The organism is Actinoplanes hulinensis (assembly GCF_019429605.1).
Classification (GTDB): Bacteria; Actinomycetota; Actinomycetes; order Mycobacteriales; family Micromonosporaceae; genus Actinoplanes; species Actinoplanes campanulatus.
In genome coordinates this window covers 363016-383398 of sequence record NZ_JAHXZI010000002.1, presented here as the reverse complement: position 1 = coordinate 383398, position 20383 = coordinate 363016, and the positions used below count along the sequence as shown (strand labels likewise).

The 20383-nt window shown below is 70.2% G+C and carries 22 protein-coding genes; 14 read left to right on the top strand and 8 right to left on the bottom strand.

Annotation, left to right across the window (positions count from 1 at the left end; genetic code table 11):
* The first annotated feature begins 21 nt into the window (after positions 1 to 21).
* Complete coding sequence (locus KZ829_RS05565) at positions 22 to 1572, top strand: long-chain-fatty-acid--CoA ligase (RefSeq protein WP_220142736.1); 1551 nt, start codon at positions 22 to 24, stop codon at positions 1570 to 1572.
* Here KZ829_RS05565 and KZ829_RS05560 read toward each other — a convergent pair.
* Entirely contained in the window at positions 1569 to 1994 is a 426-nt protein-coding gene (locus KZ829_RS05560; protein ID WP_220142735.1) for a (deoxy)nucleoside triphosphate pyrophosphohydrolase, read from the bottom strand. The genes KZ829_RS05565 and KZ829_RS05560 overlap by 4 nt on opposite strands.
* Before the next feature lie 184 nt (positions 1995 to 2178).
* On the opposite strand from KZ829_RS05560, the gene KZ829_RS42705 reads away from it, so the two are divergent.
* A complete protein-coding gene (locus tag KZ829_RS42705) occupies positions 2179 to 2490 on the top strand; it encodes a 4a-hydroxytetrahydrobiopterin dehydratase (protein ID WP_183222698.1) in 312 nt (103 codons plus the stop codon).
* Positions 2491 to 2514: 24 nt separating this feature from the next.
* A complete protein-coding gene (locus tag KZ829_RS05550; RefSeq protein WP_220142734.1) occupies positions 2515 to 2877 on the top strand; it encodes a PH domain-containing protein in 363 nt (120 codons plus the stop codon).
* A gap of 6 nt (positions 2878 to 2883) precedes the next feature.
* Here the strand turns inward: KZ829_RS05550 and KZ829_RS05545 are convergent, their stop codons facing one another.
* Positions 2884 to 3783 carry a hypothetical protein gene (locus tag KZ829_RS05545; RefSeq protein ID WP_183222696.1) on the bottom strand — a complete coding sequence of 300 codons (900 nt, stop codon included), beginning with the start codon at positions 3781 to 3783 and terminating at the stop codon, positions 2884 to 2886.
* A gap of 250 nt (positions 3784 to 4033) precedes the next feature.
* Between KZ829_RS05545 and KZ829_RS05540 the strand changes: the two genes are divergently transcribed.
* Entirely contained in the window at positions 4034 to 4240 is a 207-nt protein-coding gene (locus tag KZ829_RS05540) for a hypothetical protein (protein WP_183222695.1), read from the top strand.
* Positions 4241 to 4425: 185 nt separating this feature from the next.
* Here the strand turns inward: KZ829_RS05540 and KZ829_RS05535 are convergent, their stop codons facing one another.
* Together KZ829_RS05535 and KZ829_RS05530 are read right to left on the bottom strand one after the other, a co-directional pair.
* Complete coding sequence (locus KZ829_RS05535; protein ID WP_220142733.1) at positions 4426 to 5259, bottom strand: nucleotidyltransferase domain-containing protein; 834 nt, start codon at positions 5257 to 5259, stop codon at positions 4426 to 4428.
* A 25-nt stretch (positions 5260 to 5284) separates the two neighbouring features.
* Positions 5285 to 6148 (bottom strand): G5 domain-containing protein, encoded by an 864-nt coding sequence (locus KZ829_RS05530; RefSeq protein WP_220142732.1) that lies wholly within the window; start codon positions 6146 to 6148, stop codon positions 5285 to 5287.
* A 186-nt stretch (positions 6149 to 6334) separates the two neighbouring features.
* Between KZ829_RS05530 and KZ829_RS05525 the strand changes: the two genes are divergently transcribed.
* The 3 genes from KZ829_RS05525 to KZ829_RS05515 all read left to right on the top strand — a co-directional run bounded on the left by KZ829_RS05525 (position 6335) and on the right by KZ829_RS05515 (position 8266).
* Positions 6335 to 6793 carry a MarR family winged helix-turn-helix transcriptional regulator gene (locus KZ829_RS05525; RefSeq protein WP_220142731.1) on the top strand — a complete coding sequence of 153 codons (459 nt, stop codon included), beginning with the start codon at positions 6335 to 6337 and terminating at the stop codon, positions 6791 to 6793.
* Positions 6794 to 6880: 87 nt separating this feature from the next.
* Positions 6881 to 7492, top strand: coding sequence for a phosphatase PAP2 family protein (locus KZ829_RS05520; RefSeq protein WP_308285350.1), 612 nt, complete (start codon positions 6881 to 6883; stop codon positions 7490 to 7492).
* A 195-nt stretch (positions 7493 to 7687) separates the two neighbouring features.
* Complete coding sequence (locus KZ829_RS05515; protein WP_220142730.1) at positions 7688 to 8266, top strand: Uma2 family endonuclease; 579 nt, start codon at positions 7688 to 7690, stop codon at positions 8264 to 8266.
* Positions 8267 to 8642: 376 nt separating this feature from the next.
* On the opposite strand, the gene KZ829_RS05510 is transcribed toward KZ829_RS05515, so the two are convergent.
* Genes KZ829_RS05510 through KZ829_RS05495 form a run of 4 tightly spaced genes read right to left on the bottom strand, consistent with a single transcriptional unit; the run spans position 8643 to position 11264 of the window.
* A complete protein-coding gene (locus KZ829_RS05510) occupies positions 8643 to 9056 on the bottom strand; it encodes a hypothetical protein (RefSeq protein ID WP_220142729.1) in 414 nt (137 codons plus the stop codon).
* On the bottom strand, positions 9038 to 9322 hold the full coding sequence (locus KZ829_RS05505) for a hypothetical protein (RefSeq protein ID WP_220142728.1): 285 nt from the start codon (positions 9320 to 9322) through the stop codon (positions 9038 to 9040). Before KZ829_RS05505 ends, KZ829_RS05510 begins: the two co-directional genes overlap by 19 nt.
* A 39-nt stretch (positions 9323 to 9361) precedes the next feature.
* On the bottom strand, positions 9362 to 10447 hold the full coding sequence (ychF, locus tag KZ829_RS05500) for a redox-regulated ATPase YchF (RefSeq protein ID WP_220142727.1): 1086 nt from the start codon (positions 10445 to 10447) through the stop codon (positions 9362 to 9364).
* A gap of 22 nt (positions 10448 to 10469) precedes the next feature.
* Positions 10470 to 11264: an alpha/beta fold hydrolase gene (locus KZ829_RS05495; RefSeq protein WP_220142726.1), complete on the bottom strand. Its 795-nt coding sequence runs from the start codon at positions 11262 to 11264 to the stop codon at positions 10470 to 10472.
* A 110-nt stretch (positions 11265 to 11374) separates the two neighbouring features.
* On the opposite strand from KZ829_RS05495, the gene KZ829_RS05490 reads away from it, so the two are divergent.
* The 7 genes from KZ829_RS05490 (at position 11375) to valS (ending at position 20381) form a co-directional block, all read left to right on the top strand.
* Positions 11375 to 12826, top strand: a complete 1452-nt coding sequence (locus tag KZ829_RS05490; RefSeq protein WP_220142725.1) for an AlkA N-terminal domain-containing protein — start codon at positions 11375 to 11377, stop codon at positions 12824 to 12826.
* A 145-nt stretch (positions 12827 to 12971) separates the two neighbouring features.
* Entirely contained in the window at positions 12972 to 13466 is a 495-nt protein-coding gene (locus tag KZ829_RS05485; RefSeq protein WP_220142724.1) for a methylated-DNA--[protein]-cysteine S-methyltransferase, read from the top strand.
* A gap of 51 nt (positions 13467 to 13517) precedes the next feature.
* Positions 13518 to 14243: a protein DA1 gene (locus KZ829_RS05480; protein ID WP_220142723.1), complete on the top strand. Its 726-nt coding sequence runs from the start codon at positions 13518 to 13520 to the stop codon at positions 14241 to 14243.
* Positions 14244 to 14474: 231 nt separating this feature from the next.
* Positions 14475 to 15194 carry a vWA domain-containing protein gene (locus KZ829_RS05475; protein WP_183222681.1) on the top strand — a complete coding sequence of 240 codons (720 nt, stop codon included), beginning with the start codon at positions 14475 to 14477 and terminating at the stop codon, positions 15192 to 15194.
* A 20-nt stretch (positions 15195 to 15214) separates the two neighbouring features.
* On the top strand, positions 15215 to 16627 hold the full coding sequence (locus KZ829_RS05470) for a protein phosphatase 2C domain-containing protein (RefSeq protein WP_220142722.1): 1413 nt from the start codon (positions 15215 to 15217) through the stop codon (positions 16625 to 16627).
* Complete coding sequence (locus KZ829_RS05465; protein ID WP_220142721.1) at positions 16624 to 17763, top strand: protein kinase family protein; 1140 nt, start codon at positions 16624 to 16626, stop codon at positions 17761 to 17763. The genes KZ829_RS05470 and KZ829_RS05465 overlap by 4 nt, the downstream gene beginning before the upstream one ends.
* An 86-nt stretch (positions 17764 to 17849) precedes the next feature.
* The gene (gene valS / locus KZ829_RS05460; protein WP_220142720.1) at positions 17850 to 20381 is read left to right on the top strand and encodes a valine--tRNA ligase; all 2532 of its coding nucleotides are present in this window, start codon (positions 17850 to 17852) and stop codon (positions 20379 to 20381) included.
* Positions 20382 to 20383: the final 2 nt, after the last annotated feature.

Genomic DNA, 20383 nt, shown 5'->3' with positions numbered 1-20383 from the left:
ACATCACTTAGGGAGATCATCATGACGACGCTATCCCTCGCCACCGTTCTGGCCGAGGCCGCGCGCCGGTACCCCGAGAAGGTGGCGATCGTCGACGCCGGCGGGGAGCGCATCACCTATCGCGAGCTGTGGGCGCAGACCCGCTCGTACGCGGCGGGCCTGCGCGAACTGGGCGTCGGGCCGGGCGACACCGTGGCGATCATGATCCCCAACGTGGGCGACTTCCCCCGGGTCTACTTCGCCGCGCTGGCCGTCGGCGCCCGGATCGTGCCGGTCTCGCTGCTGCTCAACGCCGAGGAGGTCGGCTACGTGCTGGCCGACAGCGGCGCGAAGCTGCTGGTCACCCACTCGGCGTTCCTGGCGGCGGGCGCTCCCGCGGCGGCCGCGGCCGGTACCGAACTGGTCAACGTCGGCCCGCTCCCGGCCGATCTGCCGCAGTACCCGCCGCGCCTGGAGGAGATCTCGGCGACGGTGGAGCCGCTGCGGACCTACGTGACCCGCGAGGCCGAGGACGTCGCGGTGATCCTCTACACCAGCGGGACGACGGGCAAGCCCAAGGGCGCCATGCTGACGCACCTCAACCTGGTCATGAACGCGGCCGTGAACGTGTTCGACGTCCACCCGCTGACCGGTGACGACGTGGTTCTCGGCTGTCTGCCGCTGTTCCACACGTTCGGCCAGACGGTCGGGATGAACGCGACCTTCCGGCTCGGCGGGACGCTGGTGCTGCTGCCCCGGTTCACCGGTGAGGCGGCGATCGAGCTGATGCTCAAGGAGAAGGTGACGATCTTCCACGGCGTGCCGACCATGTACATCGGCCTGCTGGAGGCGGCGGGCAAGGCGGAGACCCTGCCGCGGCTCAAGCTCTGCGTCTCCGGTGGCGCCTCGCTGCCGGTCGCGGTTCTGGAGAAATTCGCGGGAGCCTTCGGCTCGACGATCTGGGAGGGGTACGGGCTGAGCGAGACCTCCCCGACGGCGACCACCAACCAGCCGGCGTTCGGGGCGAAGCCCGGTACGGTCGGGCACCCGATCTGGGGTGTCGAGGTGGAGATCGCCCGGCCGGAGGTGCCGGAGCGGATCGAGTTCCTGCCGGACGGCGAACTGGGCGAGATCGTGATCCGCGGCCACAACGTCTTCGGCGGCTACCTGAACCGCCCGGAGGCGACCGCCGAGGCCCTGATCGACGGCTGGTTCCGCACCGGCGACCTGGGCGTACGGGACGAGAACGGCTTCATCAGCATCGTCGACCGCACCAAGGACCTGATCATCCGCGGCGGCTTCAACGTCTACCCGCGCGAGGTCGAGGAGGTGCTGGCCCGGCACCCGTCGATCCAGCAGGTCGCGGTGATCGGTGTGGCCGACGAGACCCTGGGTGAGGAGATCTGTGCGGTCGTGGTGCTGGAGGACCCCAAACCTGAGGAGAACAGCCTGACCGAGGCCGAACTCATCGAGTGGTCGAAGGAACGGCTCGGCAAGCACAAGTACCCGCGTCAGGTGCGGTTCACCGAGTCGCTGCCGCTCGGCCCGAGCATGAAGGTGCTCAAGCGGGAGCTGCGTAAGCAGTACTCCTAGACCTTGAGCAGTGGCGGCAGCTCCGCCACGATCGGCACGTCGGCGGGCAGCCACGGGACGCTGTCCAGCTGGTCCACGGTCAGCCAGCGCATGGAGCGGTGCTCCAGCGCCTCCGGCACGTCGCCACCGAGCAGGGTGGCGGCGTAGACGCGGAGCACGGCCCGGCCGTGGGCCAGCGGCACGTCCGGGCCGACCCGGTCGCCGACCTCCACCCGGACGCCCAGCTCCTCGGCACACTCCCGGGCCAGCGCCTGCCGCTCGGTCTCCCCCGGCTCGACCTTGCCACCCGGGAACTCCCACCGTCCGGCCGCCTCCGGCGGGGAGCTGCGCTCGCAGGCCAGCACCCGGCCGGCGGTAATGATCACAGCAGCCACGATCACCCTGGGTGACGGGTGGCGCTTGACGTACTGTTCGGGCCGCATGCGATCAAAGATCGCACAGAAGTTCGGCGTTCAGGTTGCCCACTGGTGCCCTGATCGTCACGCAATCACGGATATGTGGCCGTGGACACGAGTGTCCGGACGGACGAAACTGTGGAGCACCGACCATGACGACACGGCGACAGTTCGGCCACAAGCCGGCAACGACGCTAGGGGGGGTGCGGCAGTGCGGGCCAGAAAACGCCGGGACTCCGGCGCGGATTATCTCAGCGACGCCCTTGCTCTACTGAGCGGATGGACCCGTGACGGGGTGCAGCTCCGCCGGGATCTGGCATGTGACGACAGTCAGCACGCCGCGTTGACCGAGCGGATCAAGGTCGCGGCGGACACTCTTCACATCAGGCCGACCATCCGGCGCGTCAACGGTCACACTCAGATCTGCCTGGGCCCGCAGGACGGTTCGACCATCACCGACGGTGAGGTCACCCTGGCGGCCCGGATCGAGGATTTCTACCGCACCGTGGTCGGAAGGCCGTAGAACGGGCGGATTACGCTGCGCCATATGACTGACGTGGCGTACGACAACAAGGGCCAGTTCGAGCAGATCCAGAGCGGTCTGCTGGATGGCGAGCAGATCATCGCGGTCTACGACGCGATCGGCGCCGGGACCGGCTTCATCGGTCTCACCAGCCGGCGGATCATCATCCAGGACAAGTCCTTCGTCGGTAAGCGCTTCGCGATCACCAGCATCCCCTACTCCAAGGTGAGCAGCGTCAGCGTGATCAGCAACAAGAGCTGGGCCGGCCAGTTCTTCTCGTCCGGCACGATCGGCATCACCGTCGGCACCCACGTGTACGAGATCGAGTTCCGTGGCTCCGACAAGGCCCACCACGTGCACAACCTGATCCTGTCGCACGCCTCCTGACCGGGTTCAGTGCCCGCCGACCGCCTGCGTGAGATCCCAGACGTAGCGGCGGCCGGCGGGTTTCTCGTCCCGCCACACCACCTCCCACCGGCCGCGGGCGTCGCGCTCGGGTTCGCTCATCTGGCCGTACCCCTGTCGTTCCTTGACGCTGGGCGGCTGATCACTGTCCGGGAAGCTGAAGGTCACCTGGAAGCGGGTGAAGGCGGACGGGGTGCCGCTCGCGGTGGGCAGGCGGTCCTCCCAGACCAGCTGGTCCCAGCCGCGTTCGCGCAGTGGCCGCCACAGTCCCCGGGGGCGGTACTCGACCTGCCACTCGGTCGGCGTGGTCATCGCCGGGTCGAAGATGAGCCAGACCCGCAGCAGCCGGGTCTGTTCCAGGGGCAGCGCGGTGATGGTGCCGCCGACCGGCCGCAGCGTCTTGAACGAGATCTCGTCGAGGCGGGCCAGCCGGTCGGTGTCGGTGGGCACGATCGGGCGCATGGTCCGGTGGGTGACCAGCGGTTCCGGGGTGGTGACCCGCTTCTCCACGATGCGGTCGCTGTCGTCGTCGGCGCCGATCGCGACGAGCACCTCGAGGGTCTCCGTGAAGAGCGGCTTCTCCCGGTCGCTGATCCGCTGGATGGCGTCCAGGTAGTGCTGGTGCCCGGCCTGCTGGAGGGCGAGCCGGCTGGTGGTCTCCCGCAGGTCGGCCTTCAGGTCGCGGATCCGGACCACGAAGGCGAGCTGCCACAGGCGGACCACGAAGTAGAGCAGGCAGGCGAGGGATATCGCGGTGAGCGCCCACTGGCCGATCCGGGTGGGTATCTCGGCCAGCTGCGCGACACCTGATGCCAGACCGATGAGCACGACCGAGGCGTTCAGGGTGCCCCTGAACAGTGCGTGATACGTCGATGGTGTCTCCGGCATCGCCCTAATGATGGCGAAGTGAGCGTTACCGACAAATCCTCACATGGAGTGAATGGTCACGGCACGGGACGCCTGTTCGCCCGATATCCGGTGACCGATCAGGGGAACGACCATGCCAGACCGGCCCACCCACGACGGTTACTGACGAGTAGCCATTGCTCGCCGATTCCGGCCCGCCGCATGCTACCGGGAGTCATCGCAATCGATCGAGTAACGCCGTTCGATCCTCGACCCCCGGAGGCGATCACCGGTGCTCACCCATCTGACGAGGCCGTTGACCCGGAGATATCGGCCGGAACTCTTCGGTCACGACCTGGATCCGGTCCCGGCGCCGGGCGGTGGTGAGGGCGGTCAACCCCGTCGGCGGGCGATCCTGCTCGGTCACAACACCGTCTTCGCGGTGGCGATGCTCCTGTCGGCGGTGCTGGTGGGCCTCGCCACGGTCGCTCTGCACTGACCGGGGACGGAGACCCACGTCAACGTCAGCTACCGCCTTCGCCGCCCTTGCCGGACATGGTTCTCCTCACACCTACGAATGGACTCCGAAGTCACAACGGAGCCGGTCGCCTCCGGGTTGCGGATTTTCGACTTCAGCCTAGCGAGCCGGCAGGCGGGCGGCAGCGGAGTCCACAGAACCGCAGGTCACCGCAACATCGTCGCGCACGCGTCGGTGGTCTCCAGGACCAGATCGGCGGCCAGATCGATCGCGGCGGCGAGGCGTACCGGATCGCCGTCCACCGTGGCGAACACGGCGTCCATCCGGGTCTTGAACCGGGCCGGCGCCCCGGGCAGCGCGGCCGCCGCGGCGACCGCGCCCTTCTCGTTGATCAGCCAGTGGCCGGCCGCGCCGTGCAGCGCGTGTGCCAGCACCCCGGCCATCCGGAACAGGCACCCCGCGACGTACGCGCTGTCGCCGCGGGACACCGCCTTGCGGGCCAGCCCGACCAGGAAGTCGGCCTCCCACAGCCCGGCCACCAGGGCCTCGGCCAACGGCCTCGGATAGACCCGCATCCCCGCCCGGAGATCGGCCAGCTCACCGGAGGGATCGGCCAGGATGCGGCCGGATGCCAGTTCACCGGGGTACGAGAAGTCGGTCACGCCCAACGGATGGCCGGCCTGGACGTGGAACGCGTACCGGCCCCGCTCGGCGTCGGCCCAGCAGGCCCGGACCCGGTCGACGTCCCGGTAGATCCAGTCCACCGGGCCGCCGTCGACGGTCAGCCAGCCGCCACCGTCCACCCACGGCCCCCACTCGCCGGTCGCCGTGACCCGGGCGCCCGGGCCGGCCACCTCCGCGGCGAGTTCGCCGAGGCGGCCGGTGTCCAGCGGCCCCCGGTAGTACAGGCCGAGGTCGGTGTCGGAGTCCGGAGTGTGCGTGCCACGGGCCCGGCTTCCGCCGAGCAGCACCCCGACCACGCCGGGCACGGTGACGAGGTGCTCGGCCAGCTCGCCCAGACGGGCATCGGTCAGTCCCATGTCCCCGATCATCACCTCGCGGCGGTCAGCACAGGGAGGCGGGTTCCAGGAGTACGCCGTCGAGCAACTCCTCCCCGGCGGCCAGCAGGTCCTCCTCGGTCACGACGGTCCCGGGCGACGGCGTCGCCGCCACCGTCACCGCCGGGCCGGGGGTGGCCTCCGGCGGGCACACCGCGGTACGCCCCATCGGCACGCAGAGAGCCATCGCCTGCTCGCAAGCCGCGTCCAGGTCCGGCTTGTGGAAGGCGCCGAAGACCACGACCCGGTTCTCCGGTTTCCGCGTGACGGTCCTGCCGAGCAGCCGGCGCGCGGTCTGCTTTCCGTCGGTGAGGGTGACCAGGTACCGCGCGGTCTCCACACCGGGCGCGCCCGGCGACCGCACGAACCGGGTGCCACGCGGCAGCGCCGGATCGCGGACCACCTTCGTCCGGAACGGGATGGGCCGGGTCTGTTCGTCGGTGCGGGTGGTGACGACCGGGCCGGCGGCCGGTTCCCGCCGGTCCCGGCCGGCGCGCTTCACGCTGGTGTGCGCGGGCCGCGGCCCGGTCCGGTCGGCGCGCTCGTCGGCGACCCGGGCGCGGCTCAGCTGGTCGGTGCCGGCCGGCTTCCCGGAGGGGACCGGCGCCGCCGGGGTGTGGCCGTGGCGTTTGGGCAGCGGCTGGGCGGCGGCCGCGGCACGGCTGACCACCTCCGGGTCCTCCTCCAGCCGGGCGGCGCCCGGGTCCGGCTGGAGGGCCGCCTCGGCGGTGGCCGCGACCGGCGTCCCGTCCGGGGTGGTCATCGTGGAGATCCCCGCCGCTCCGCCGCCGACGAGCACGAACAGCGCGCCCGCACCGGCGGCCATCCGGACACCGAACGGCAGCTGGGCCCACCAAGACTTTCGTGGCATTTCGAGCAGATGCTGCCAAGAGTCACTAGTTGTCTGGTTTTGCACCAAAGCATTGTTACTTGCCCCGGCGCGCAGGCAAGTCTCCCGCGGTCACCCGAATCGGGGACCCGCGCAGCCCGCGACCGGGCTCACGCGTTGCCCCGGCGAGGCGCAGAGTGGTTCGCGCCCCGCCGTACGATCGATTCCATGTCCCCGACCGGCCCCGTACCGCTCAGCCCGGACGAGGAGGCCGTGATGCGGGCGCTCGGCCGGTTCCTGCTGGTCATGCCGCGTGCGCTGGACGCTGATCTGATGCGCGAGCAGCGCATGTCCGCCAGCGAGTACGCGGTGTTGCGCCACCTCTCCGAGACCCCCGGACAGCTGATGCGGATGAGCGAGCTGGCCACCGCGTGTGACATGTCACTGAGCGGGATGACCCGGCTCGCCGCGAAACTCGAGTCGCTCGGCCATCTGCGCCGGATCCGCTGTCAGGAGGATGCCCGCGGCGCCAACGCCGTCCTCACCGAGAAGGGGCTGGCCCGCCTACGCGAGGCCTGGCCCACCCATCTGGCCAGCGTCCGCCGCCACATCTTCGATCACCTCGGCGACCTCGACCTGAAAGCGCTGGCCACCGCCTTCCAAGCTATGACCGGACCTGATGACTGAGCCTGATGGCTCCGCTTCGCTCCGCGGCAAAACGCCTTGTAACCGGTGTTTTGCGGGTTATATGGCAGCTGTTGCGATGATGGTGACGTGATCAACGCCGTCGCCGAAGATCGCCGGAACGCTCTGGACCGGCTCGCCACCGTCGTCTCCGAGGTGCTGGCCCCCGCGGTCCTGGTGGCCGTGCTGCTGCTGACCGTCGGCTGGCACGCCGGCGACACCCCTGGCGTCTCCCGCTGGTGGGGCCTGCCCGGAGCGCTCTTCGCCGCGGTGATCCCGCTCGGCTACGTGCTGCACGGCGTCCGCAAGGGACGGCTCACCAACCACCACATCCCGGAACGCGCCGCCCGGCGGATCCCGCTGCTGTTCGGCACCGCCTCGCTCATCGCCGGCCTGCTGGTGATGCTCGCGCTCGGCGCCCCGCGCGAGGTGCTCGCCCTGCTCACCGCGGGCGGCGCCGGTCTGGCCGTGTTCGCCCTGGTCACCCACTGGTGGAAGATGTCCATCCACGCCGGCGTCGCCGCCGGCACGCTCACCGCGCTCACCGCGGTCTACGGCCCGGTCGTCCTCATCGGCACCCCGCTGGTGCTGCTCGGCTGCTGGGCTCGGGTCCGGCTCACCGCGCACACTCCCGCCCAGGTGGTGGCCGGGGCCCTGGCGGGCTTGATCATCGCGGGCACGATCTTCCCGGCGCTCCGCTGAAACCATTTCCGGTACGTCTACGGGAGAAGCCGCCGTACCAATGAAGCGGCCTCACCGCTGGTCCCGGCCGTAGCGCCCGCGCCGGGCGTGAGCCTCTGGTCACCCAGAAGATCAGACTCGTCGCGTACATCGGCTCCGATCTCTCGATTCGCTACGAGCGCTCCCTGGGCATCACTGGTTCGCTAACCTAGTCCTATGACAGCGCTGCCCGACTGGATGCGCCCGCCACGCGCGGAAGGCTGGTTCGCCGACGACCTGGACCGCCTCCCCGAGGCCCCCCGCCACACCGAACTCATCGACGGAGCGCTCGTCTTCATGATGTCCCCGCAGCGCGCCTGGCACAGCCGCACTGTCTCCGCTCTCAAACACGAGCTCGCGGCACAGGCGCCGGCAGGTCTCGAGGTCGACCAGGAGATGACGATCCGGCTCGACGAACGCAATCGGCCGGAGCCGGATGTCGTGGTGACCACCGCCGCCTACGACCCCGGCCGCACCTACTTCACGCCCGACGTCGTGCGACTGGTCATCGAGGTCGTCTCCCCCGAATCCGCCCACCGAGATCGCACTGTCAAACTCCGCAAATACGCGGAGTCAGGAATCCCGCACTACTGGCGCGTCGAGGAGGAGGACGGCAGACCGGTCGTCCACGCCTACGAACTAGATCAACCGACCCGCGCTTACGCCCCCACCGGCATCTTCCGCGGAACCCTGCACAGCCCGGCGCCCTTCGACATCACGATCGACCTGGACGGGCTCACCCCATCCGGCCCATGACAGCCGCCCACCAGCACCCAAGAACCCCGTTATGACGCTCCTGTGCACCGAATGCGCCAGGTTCGCCCTAAAGCGTGATCTCCCACCGAAATGGGGGCCACGTCGGCTGCTTCAACATGAAATTGGCTCGGAATCTACAGCCGACCAAGGAGTCAGCAATGTTCATGCCCCTTTTCATGCTGTTCAGCGACCCTGACGGCCTCAAGTTCGTCGACCTCGGCGATGCCGGCCGCGCGATTTTCGGTACAGGCGCCAACCTCTTCTGAGACCGTTGCCGCCGGGGCCGGGCACGCACCCGGCCCCGGCGGCATCCCCTCACAGGTCGAAGCGCAACTCGACCAGGTTCCGTCTTACGCCAGGGTCGCCGTAGGCGGACTCAAACCGCCACCAGTCGGACACGATCGCCGCAGAGCTTGGCCATGTCGCCGATGTCGGAGGTCAACATGACCACGGGCCGGTGCTGACGCAACGCGGCCTCGGCGACCGCTGCATCGATCGCATACTTGTGCCCATGCAGACCGGCACCCATCAGCAGCTTCGACGCCGCCCTCGCTTCCTCCTCGCCCACCGGGATCACGCGTAACCCGGATAGCACCCAGCTCAGGCGAGCCTTGTGGGTGCGGGCATGGACGGCCTCGATGATGGTGAGTGCGCTGATCACGGCTTCCATGCCACGCGAGCGCGCCTCGGCGATCATCGCCACCACCTGCTCGTCGTCGGCGAGCAGGTTCGAGAGCCCCTCGCTGTCGAGGATCAACGTCCCCTGGTGGATCAGCTTGCGGCGGGCCATGCGCCCTCCTCGGCGAACACCTCGTCGAAGATCTGCCGCGCCCGCTGACGAGCCTTCTCGGAAACCGGCCCCTTGCGGCTCTCGTAATCCGCCAGGTACTCGTCAAGCACCTGCCCGCGCAACTCCCGCTCGACCGCCTCGGCGATGAACGCGGAAAACTCCCGTTTGCCGACCCGCGCCCGAATCGCCTCGGCGGTCCCCTCCGGCAGCGACAGGCTCACCCGCGTCGCCGGACCTTCCCCGATGCTGTAGACCGTCTCGCCCATTATCCGAGTGTGTCAAACGAGTAGGAAAAGGGCCACGATCTAGACGTTGAAGCGGAATTCGACGACGTCGCCGTCCTTCATGACGTAGTCCTTGCCCTCCATGCGGACCTTGCCGGCGGCCTTCGCTGCCGACATCGAACCGGCCGCCATCAGGTCGTCGAAGCTGACGATCTCAGCCTTGATGAAGCCACGCTGGAAGTCGGAGTGGATGACACCGGCGGCCTCGGGGGCGGTCGCGCCGACCGGGACCGTCCAGGCGCGGGCCTCCTTCGGGCCGGCCGTGAGGTAGGTCTGCAGGCCCAGGGTGTCGAACCCGACGCGGATCAGCCGGTTCAGGCCAGGCTCCGACTGGCCGGTCGACTGGAGCAGCTCCAGGGCCTCGTCGTCGTCGAGTTCGATCAGCTCGGACTCGATCTTCGCGTCCATGAAGACCGCCTCGGCGGGGGCGACCAGGGCGCGCAGCTCGTCCAGGAACGCCTCGTTGCCCAGTTCGGCCTCGTCGACGTTGAACACGTACAGGAAGGGTTTGGTCGTGAGCAGGTGCAGCTCGCCCAGCAGGTCCAGGTCGATGCCGGCGGCGCCGGCGCCCTGATAGAGGGTGACCCCGTCGTTGAGCAGCTTGAACGCGGCCTCGGCGGCGGCCACCGTGGCGGCCTTCTCCTTCTTGAGCTTGGCCTCCTTCTGCAGGCGGGGCAGCGCCTTCTCGACCGTCTGGAGGTCGGCCAGGATCAGCTCGGTGTTGATCGTCTCGATGTCGTCGGAGGGCGACACCTTGCCGTCGACGTGCAGCACGTTCGGGTCGGAGAAGGCCCGCACCACCTGGCAGATCGCCGACGCGTCACGGATGTTCGCGAGGAACGCGTTGCCCCGGCCCTGCCCCTTCGACGCGCCGCGGACCAGGCCGGCGATGTCGACGAAGCTCACCGGCGCCGGCAGGATCTTCTCACTGCCGAACAGCTCGGCCAGCTTCCCGAGCCGCTCGTCGGGCAGGCCCACCACGCCGACGTTGGGCTCGATCGTCGCGAACGGGTAGTTCGCGGCGAGCACGTCGTTCTTGGTCAGGGCGTTGAACAGGGTGCTCTTGCCGACGTTGGGCAGGCCGACGATTCCGATGGTGAGGCTCACGGAACGCCAGTCTACGCAGTGGCTATCGGAAGAACTTCCGCAGTTCGGCAGCGACCAGCCCGGGCCGGCCGCTGTTGTCCGCGGCGACATGGCCCACGCCGGTCAGGGTCACCCGGCGCACTCGCGGCAGGACCGGCTCGAGGCCGTTCAAGACCCCTTTGAGGTACGCCGGGGAGCGCTCGCCACCCAGCAGGAGCGTCTCCGCGGTGACGCCCGCATAGGTGCTCAGCGGGCCGGCCGCGTCCTCGACGACCGCCGCGTCCAGGCGCATCGTCGGGACCAGGTCACCGATCCGGCGGCCCTCCCCGGCACGGAGGGCCAGGCCGGCCATCGGGATCAGGGCCGCGCGAGGCGCGTACCGGAAATCGCCTGTGCCTTTCGCGACGGTGACGAACGCGGCGGCCCGCCGGCCCCGGGACAGCTCCTTCTCGAACCTCGGCAGCCAGGCCACCGGATCGTGGTCACCGTGCTTGAGCGGCGGCTCGTAGAGCGCGAGCCGGACGATCGGCAGCTCCATGGCCGCGCGCAGCGCGATCACCGCGCCCGAGCTGAGGCCGAAGACGTTGCGCGCCCCGGTCTCGTCGAGCAGCGCCGCCAGGTCGTCGATCTCGGCGCGCAGGCCGTGGCCGGGAGCGGCCGGACCGCTGAGCCCACGGCCGCGCCGGTCCGGGACGTAGACGGTGAATTCGGGCGCGAGGGCCTGGGCCAGTTTCGTGAAATTCGCCGAGGTCTGCATGCCGCCGTGCAGGAGCACGACCTTGGGGCCGCCACCGAGGGCGCGCCACCGGATGTCCGTCCTTGCCACCATCACCTTCATGCCGTCAACCGTAGTTGACAGCCACGACGTTCGTCAACCTCAGTTGACAGCATCCTTCATGTCCGAATCCCGCCAGCCGGATGGTTCGGCGCGGGGGCAGACTCGACGGCATGGAGCTGGACTTCGAACGCTGCTACCGGGCCGTCGACAGCCGCGACCAGCGGTTCGACGGGTGCTTCTACACGGCCGTACGCACCACCGGCATCTACTGCCGGCCGTCCTGCCCGGCCGTCACCCCCAAACGGCAGAACGTCTCGTTCTACGCCAGCGCGGCCGCCGCACAGCGCGGCGGCTACCGGGCCTGCCGACGGTGCCGGCCCGACGCCGCCCCCGGCTCACCGGAATGGGACAGCCGCGCCGACACCGTCGGACGGGCCATGCGGCTCATCGGCGACGGCATCGTCGACCGGGAAGGAGTGCCCGGACTCGCCGGGCGGCTCGGCTACACCGAACGGCACCTCAACCGGATGCTCACCGCCGAACTCGGGGCCGGGCCGCTCGCGCTCGCCCGGGCCCAGCGTGCCCAGACCGCGCGGATCCTCGTCGAGACGACCGACCTGGGGCTCGCGGAGATCGCGTTCGCGGCCGGGTTCGGAAGTGTGCGGCAGTTCAACGACACCATGCTCGAGGTGTACGCGCAGGCGCCCAGCCAGCTGCGGGAACGGCGGCCGGCGGAACGGGGCGAGGCCGGGGTGGTCAACCTGCGGCTCGCCTACCGGAGTCCGTTGCATGCCGGGGCGCTGCTGTCGTTCTTCGCGGCCCGGACCCTGCCGGGGGTGGACGAAGTGGACGGGCAGACGTACCGGCGAGGGCTGAACCTGCCGCACGGCGGCGCGGAGGTCGCGCTGCGGCCGGGAGACCGGTGGGTGCACGCGACTCTGCGGCTCGAGGATGTGCGGGACCTGGCGCCGGCGGTGGCGCGGTGCCGGCGGTTGTTCGACCTCGACGCCGACCCGGTGGCCGTGGACGGGATGCTGGGGGCCGGCCCAGGGCTGCGGGAGGTCGTGGCGGCGGAGCCGGGGGTGCGGGTGCCCCGGGCCGTGGACGGGTTCGAGATGGCTGTCCGGGCGGTGGTGGGACAGCAGGTGAGCGTGGCGGGAGCCCGGACGACACTGGGACGGATGCTGCGTGCTGCCGCGGCATCGCGCTCCCCCTCTCCCCGAACCGATAGCGCCTCCGGCCGCCTGGCCGGCTTCCCGGACGCGCACACCATCAACGAACTGCCTGACGATGCCTTCGGCATGCCGGCCGCCCGCCGCGACACCATCCGCGCCCTGGCCCGGGCGGTCGCCGACGGCAAGCTCGACCTGGACCCCGGCGCCGACCGCGCCGAGACCGCCGCCCGCCTGACCGACCTGCCCGGCATCGGCCCCTGGACTGCCGGTTACATCGCCATGCGCGCCATCGGTGACCCGGACATCTTCCTGGCGACCGACCTGGCCGCCCGCCGCGGCGCCGCGGCACTCGGCCTGCCGGACACGGCCAGAGCCCTCGCCGAACACGCGGAACGCTGGCGTCCCTGGCGTTCCTACGCGTTGATCCGTCTCTGGCGCGCGGCCTGACCAGCAACCTACCCCGTTCCGGCACCGGCCGGACCGTTGTCCACATTGGCGGCCCTGCTGCCGCGGTTGTCCACAGGCGGACCGGATTTCCGCCCACGCCCCCGGAGAACGCGCCACGCTGGTGGCCCCTCGTGAGGAGAAGACGATGTTGAGCTATTCGACGATGGACACCCCGGTCGGCCCGTTCACGCTGGTGGTGAGCCCGGCCGGGGCGGTGCGGGCGGCCGGTTTCACGACCGATGTGCCGGAGCTGCTCAGCCTGGTGCATCCGATGCTGCGGGAGCCGGCGCAGGCGGTCGACGCCACCGGGGCCGACGAGCCCGTCCGGGCATATCTCGACGGCGATCTGACGGCGATCGACGCGGTGCCGGTGGAGCAGCACACGGCCGGCGCGTTCATGCGGCATGCGTGGCGGGTGATGCGGAGCATCAAGCCGGGTGCCCCGGTGACCTATACGGCTTTCGCCGAGTTGTCGGGCCGTCCGGCGGCGGTGCGGGCGGCCGCGGCGGCGTGTGCCCGCAATCCGGTGGCGCTGTTCACGCCATGCCATCGGGTGTTGCGGACGGACGGTTCGCTGGGCGGCTACCGGTGGGGTCTCGAGGTGAAGGAGTGGCTGCTGAAGCACGAGTCGGGCGATTGAGACGGTGGCGCGGGGCGGGCACACTTCACGTGACCGCCGCGCGGAGGTGTCATGGGGTTCGCGGAGTGGCTCGCCGCCTATCGTCGTCTGGCGTCGAGGGTGGTGCACGTCTGTTCGGTGTGCGGCCGGCCGATGACGTCGTCGTTCTTTCGGGCGTCGACCGGGGAGACGTATTGCGCCCGGCATGCGGGCGAGCGGCCGTGCCTGTGTTGTGGCATGCCGTCGGATCCGCGGCTGGTCATGGAGATTCCGCTGTGCGGTCGTTGCGCGGCGACGGCGGTGCGGGATCAGGCGGCGGTGAAGCGGGTGCTGCCGCCGATCGCGAAGCGGATCCGGGCGCTGTCGATCCGGACGACGACGCCGGTGCGGGTGCGCCTGGTGACGCGCGACGAGTTGCGCGGCCACCATCCGGAGGGCGCGAATGCGCTGGGTATGACGATTTCGATGGGCACCCGGGTGCTGGATCTGATGGTGGTGCGGGATCTGCCGTTGGTTCAGTTCGGTTCGACGGTGGCGCACGAGGTGATGCACGCCTATCTGGCGCAGCAGGGTTTCGGGGTGTTGCCGCCGCCGGTGGCGGAGGGCCTCTGTCAGTTGCTCGCCTACGCGTGGTTGCGGGATCAGCCGGATCCGCTGGCGGCGGTGGAGCGGCGCCGGATCGCGGAGGATCCGGGGCCGGTCTATGGCGACGGTTTCCGGGCGGCGCGGGCCGCGTCCCAAAGGGCGGGTGTCCGGGCGATGCTCGATCACGTGCGCCGAAACGGCTCGTTTCCGTGATCGGGAAAGCGGATCACGTGTTGCGGCGGAGCTTGTGGATGATCGTCCGGCCGGCGGCAGCCGAATCGGTGATTTCGCCGGGCTGGGGTCCGACCTGGAGGGGCGAATCTGGCATCGGGCGGGCGGGCCTCGATAGGCTCACGCACAACGTCGCAGCTATTGATCTTCATCGTGGGGCGGGATCCCCGACTTTGCCAGCACAATTCCTGACCTAGTAGCGCAGGAGCGGATATGGCCGACTCACGACAAGCAAATGACGACAGGGTTCTGGCCCTGGCGTTCTATCTCCTGGTCGACGTCTCGTATTCGATGGACGGCGCGCCACTGGACGCGGTGAACCGGATTCTGCCGGAGGTCATCGACACGATCGAGGAGAGCCCGACGCTCGGTGACATCGTGCGGTTCGGGGCGCTCGACTTCGCCGATGACGCCCGGACCGTTCTGCCGCTCGGCGATCTGCGGGATGTGGAGAACATTCCGAGTTTCACGGCTCGCGGCGGCACGTCTTATGCGGCCGCTTTCCGCCAGCTCCGTAAGGACATCGAGCACGATCTGGCGCAGTTGAAGAGCGACGGCTACAAGGTCTACCGGCCGGCGGTCTTCTTCATCACCGACGGCGCGCCGACCGACAACATGACTGATGTGCAGGCGGCGTTCAGCGATCTGACCGATCCGGGTTTCCGGGGCCGTCCCAACATCATTCCGTTCGGGGTGTCGCCGTCGCTGTCGAAGGCGGTGCTGGATCCGTGGGTGTCGCCGAAGCCGGCGGAGAGCAACAAAGCGATGCGCAGTTACGTCTACAACGGAGCCGGTGATGCGGCGACGGCGATCAAGCAGATCGCCGAGGTGCTGATCAGCAGCATCGTGGCGTCGGCGACATCGGTGAACGACGCGGGTGCGGCGGGCGGATTCGTTCCTCCGGACGACGACGACCTGGACGACTGGATCTAGCGCGGGGACGACGGATCGGCATGGTCAATCGGAGGAAGCCGCAGGAGCCCGAGCCGACGAGGGTGGAGTTCGCGCCGCATGTCCCGGCGAACCTGCCGGAGTCGTGGCAGGAGACCTGGGAGAAGCCGCCGGAGAACGGGCCGTCCGGCCGGGAGATTCCCGAACCGGAGGTGCCGGCACCGACCCGGCGCCCGCAGGGGCAGGTGTATGTCTCCCGCCGACATGAGATGGATCGGTACGACGATCCGGACGAGGACGCGCGGTATGCCAATCCGGCCCCGCCGCAGGATCCGTACGAGTCGTTCGAGATGCCACCACACCTCGACGGCGGCGGGCAGGGATACGAGGAGCCGCTCCGGCACGAGGAAGAGGCCGGTGAGGTGACCGCTCCCGAGGAGGAGTGGGACACGGCGCCCGCCCCGCGGCGGCCCGAGGAGGGCGAGGATCGGGCCCGGCCGTGGGAGCGGTATCCGAACGACCGCTGGGTGGTCGGCGACGCCGGGAACCAGCCGGCGGTGCGGCCGCGGGTGCCGCACAAGTTCCGTAATCCGCCGCCGGACACGGTGATCGACGGGGCGGAGATCGGCTCGATCTCCTACCGTGCCGCGTCGGTGCGCGGCATCAGTCATCAGGAGCGTGGTGAGCCGCGGCAGGACGCGTACGCCGTGCATTTCACCCGTGACCAGGACTGGCTGGTGGGGTGCATCTCGGACGGGGTGTCGCAGGGGACGCGCTCGCACGAGGCGGCGGCGGCCATCTGTGAGCGGATCAGCCGCGCTCTGGTGGATCATCTGATCGCGTCGCCGCCGTCGGCGGACAGCGGGCGCTGGCCGGAGGAGATCGGGAGCATCCGGTGGAAGGACGCGGTCCGGTCGGCGAACGCCGCGGTGTGTGAGCTGGCCCGGCCGTACCTGCGGAAGTCGGCGCAGAAGCGGGGTGGGCCGCCGCCGGTGGATCCGGCGGACCCGGTGCCGTTCGCGCAGGCCCGGCTGATCATGTCGGGGACGGCGCTGGCGTTCGTGGTGGCGACGGAGCCGTCGCCGAACGGCACGTTCCGGGCGATGTTGGCGAATGTGGCGGGCGATTCGGCGGCGTTCGTGGTGCAGGACGGGCACTGGCTGCCGCTCACGATGATCAAGAATGAGGGCGAGGCGATCTTCTCCAGTTCAGTGAAGGCGCTGCCGGCCGAAACCGACGTGCAGGCGAAGCCGTTCTACCTGGAGCCGGGCCAGCCGTTGATCATGATGACGGACGGCCTCGGTGATCCACTGGGGGCGGCCCGGGGCGCGGTGAGCCGGTTCCTCGGCACCCAATGGCACACGCCTCCGGACCTGCTGGCGTTCGCGCAGCATCTGGCGTTCTACCGGAAGACGTTCACCGACGACCGTACGGCCGTGGTGGTGTGGCCGGGCCCGGTCCGGAGCGGGCGATGACCGCTCCGCTGGAGTTGACGCCGGGGCAGCTCGGCCGGTTGGACGAGCTGGCCCGCGGCGGCACGGCGACCGTCTATCTCGCCCCGGAGTTGCGGCTGCCGGGCCTGGATGACGAGCGGTTCGTCTACAAGAAGTACAACGAGGCCACGAAGCAGAGCGCGGGGCCGTCGCTGGGCACCGGTCTGTCGAACTTCGTGCGGTTCCGGGAGCGGCTGCCGGAGGAGCAGCGGGAGGCGTGGGACGCGCGGATCATCTGGCCGGTGTCGGTGGTGCTGGACGATTCCGGCGGCGCCGACGGGGTGATCATGCGGTTGATCCCGGAGCGGTATTTCCAGGAGTTCACCAAGCGGGCCGGTGGGGTGAACCGGAAGCCGCGTGAGGTGGAGACGCTGTTCGGCGACGACGTCACGTCGGCGCGGAAGGGTCTGCCGGGGGTCGATCTGCCGGCGCGGATCCGGCTGATCCGGGCCATCGCCGCGGCGTACGGAATGATGCACAAGCAGAACGTGGTGGTGGGCGACATCTCCGGCCGCAACATCATCTACGATCCGGATCCGGCCCGGCCGAGCATCATGGTGGTGGATGTCGACAGCGCCCGGATCAAGGGCAACCGGGCGGTGTTCGGGATGCAGCCGCACACCCCGAACTGGCAGCCGCCGGAGGCGCTGCTGGCGAGCGCGGCCCTGCAACGGGCGTCCCGGTCCTCGCCGTCCCCGCCGGTGGAGATGCTGGACCGGCTGCGCAGCCGGTGGGCGATCCAGACGACGGCCACGGATGTGTACAAGTTCGCCCTGATGACGGTGCGCATCCTCAGCAACGGCCGGGGTGGCGCGGTGAGCCGGGATCCGGCGCGGGCGCGCGGCGTCCTGAAGGCCCGGATCGGCGACACCGCCGCCGATCTGCTGGACGCGAGCTTCTCCGACGACGCGAAGCAGCGGCCGACCATGCGCGACTGGTACGACGCCCTCCAGCACCGCAAGCCGGGGTCGAAGACGCCGTCCCCACGAGTGGCCGCGGACGAGACGCCGGCGGTGGAGAAGACGTCCACGCTGCTGGCGAACGGCCATCAGGTCGGCCAGTGGGTGTGGGTCGAGGGCCAGGGCTGGGTGCGGCGGAGTTCCCGGCCGCGGCCCTAGCAGCCCGTCCGGGCGGTTGCCGTCCGATGCGGAGGGACGGCGGAAACGCCTGGCCGGTCCGGCCGGGTCGTCCTACGCTGACCGGCATGACTGATACGGGAACCGGACGCCACGGTCTCCCCGAGAAGCCGTCGCTGGACGGCCTCGAGGACCGGTGGGCGCCGCGCTGGCAGGAGGAGGGCACGTACGCGTTCGACCGTTCCAAGGAGCGGGCCGACGTGTACGCGATCGACACACCTCCGCCGACCGTATCCGGCTCGTTGCACGTCGGCCACGTCTTCTCGTACACGCACACCGACACGGTCGCCCGCTTCCAGCGGATGCGCGGCCGGACGGTCTTCTATCCGATGGGCTTCGACGACAATGGGCTCCCGACCGAGCGGCGGGTGCAGAACCTGTTCGGTGTCCGATGTGACCCGTCGCTGCCCTACGACCCGGCCTGGGAGCCGTCGACGGGCGGCGGCGAGGAGAGGATCTCGCGGCGCAACTTCGTCGAGCTGTGCGGCCGGCTGACCGTCGAGGACGAGAAGGGTTTCGAGGCGCTGTGGCGGCGGCTCGGGCTGTCGGTCGACTGGGGGCTGACCTACACGACGATCGGCGCCACGGCGCGGGCCGTCTCGCAGCGGGCGTTCCTGGCGAATCTGGCGGCCGGTCAGGCGTACACGGCGGAGGCCCCGACGCTGTGGGACGTCGGGTTCCGCACCGCCGTCGCCCAGGCCGAACTGGAGGACCGGGAGCGCCCGGGGGCGTACCACAAGCTGCGCTTCCACGGCCCGGACGGACCCGTCGAGATCGACACCACCCGGCCGGAGCTGCTGCCGGCGTGTGTCGCCCTGGTGCATCATCCGGACGATCCCCGCTTCGCGGGTCTCACCTCCGTGCGGACCCCGCTCTTCGACGTCGAGGTCCCGGTCCGTGCCCACCCGCTCGCCGACCCGGGCAAGGGTACGGGGATGGCGATGGTCTGCACGTTCGGCGACCTGACCGACGTCACCTGGTGGCGCGATCTGGCTCTGGACACGCGGGTGGTCCTGGGCCGGGACGGCCGGTTCCTGCCGGACGCCCCGCCCGGTGTCCCGGTCGCCGCCTACCGTGGGCTGGCCGGGCTGACCGTGGCGGCGGCCCGCGCCGAGACGGTCCGGCTGCTGCGCGAGTCCGGCGATCTGATCGGCGAGCCGCGCCCGGTCACGCATCCGGTCAAGTTCTACGAGCGCGGCGACCGGCCGTTGGAGATCGTCACGAGCCGGCAGTGGTTCATCCGCAACGGTGGGCGCGACGCCGGGCTGCGGGAGCGGCTGCTGGCCCGGGGCCGGGAGCTGCGGTGGACGCCGGAGAGCATGCGGCACCGCTACGACCACTGGGTGGGTGGCCTGACCGGGGACTGGCTGATCAGCCGGCAGCGGTTCTTCGGCGTGCCCATCCCGATCTGGTACGCGCTGGACGCCCACGGCGAACCCGACCACACCCGGCTGCTCGTCCCGGACGACGCGGCGCTGCCGGTGGACCCGTCGTCGGACTGCCCGCCCGGCTACATCGAGGATCAGCGGGACGTCCCGGGCGGGTTCACCGCCGACCCGGACGTCATGGACACGTGGGCCACGTCGTCGCTGTCACCGCAGATCGTCACCGGCTGGAGCACCGACGCCGACCTGCACGCCCGCACGTACCCGATGGATCTTCGCCCGCAGGGGCAGGAGATCATCCGGACCTGGCTGTTCTCCTCGGTGCTGCGCGCCGACCAGCTCGGCGACAGTCTGCCGTGGCGGCGGGCAGTGCTGTCCGGATGGATCCTCGACCCGGACCACAAGAAGATCTCCAAGTCGCTGGGCAACGCCGTCGAGACGCCGATCCAGCTGCTCGAACAGTACGGGTCGGACGCGGTCCGCTACTGGGCCGCGAACGGCCGGCCGGGCGCCGACCTGGCGTTCGAGCCCGCGCAGCTGAAGGTCGGGCGGCGGCTGGCGACGAAGCTGCTGAACGCGTCGAAGTTCGCGCTCGGGCTGGGCGCGGCGGCGGCGCTGCGGCAGCCGGTCACCGAACCGCTGGACCGGGCCATGCTGGGCCGGCTGGCCGAGGTGGTCGTCACGGCCACGACGGCGTTCGACGAGTACCAGCACACCGACGCGTTGCAGACCACCGAGACGTTCTTCTGGACGTTCTGCGACGACTACGTCGAGCTGGTCAAGGACCGGGCGTACGCGCAGGGCCCGGGCGGCGACTCGGCCCGGGCGGCGCTGGCGGCCGGGCTGTCGGTGCTGTTGCGGCTGTTCGCGCCGTTCCTGCCGTACGTCACCGAGGAGGTCTGGTCGTGGTGGCGTTACGGCTCGGTGCACCGCTCGACCTGGCCGACGAGGTACGAGCTGACCCGGGTGGCGCCGGAGAGCGATCCGGGTCTGCTGGACCTGGCCGGTGAGGCGCTGCGGCAGGTCCGCCGGGCCAAGTCGGACCGGAAACTGTCGATGCGGACGGAGATCCCGCTGGCCGAGGCGCTCGGCCCGGCCGACATGCTGGACCGGCTCGCGCTGATCGACGGCGACTTCCGGGCGGCCGGCCGGATCGGCAAGCTGGACCTGCTCCGGGACCGCACCCCGGAGCTGGTGATCGCCTGCGCATTCTGAGC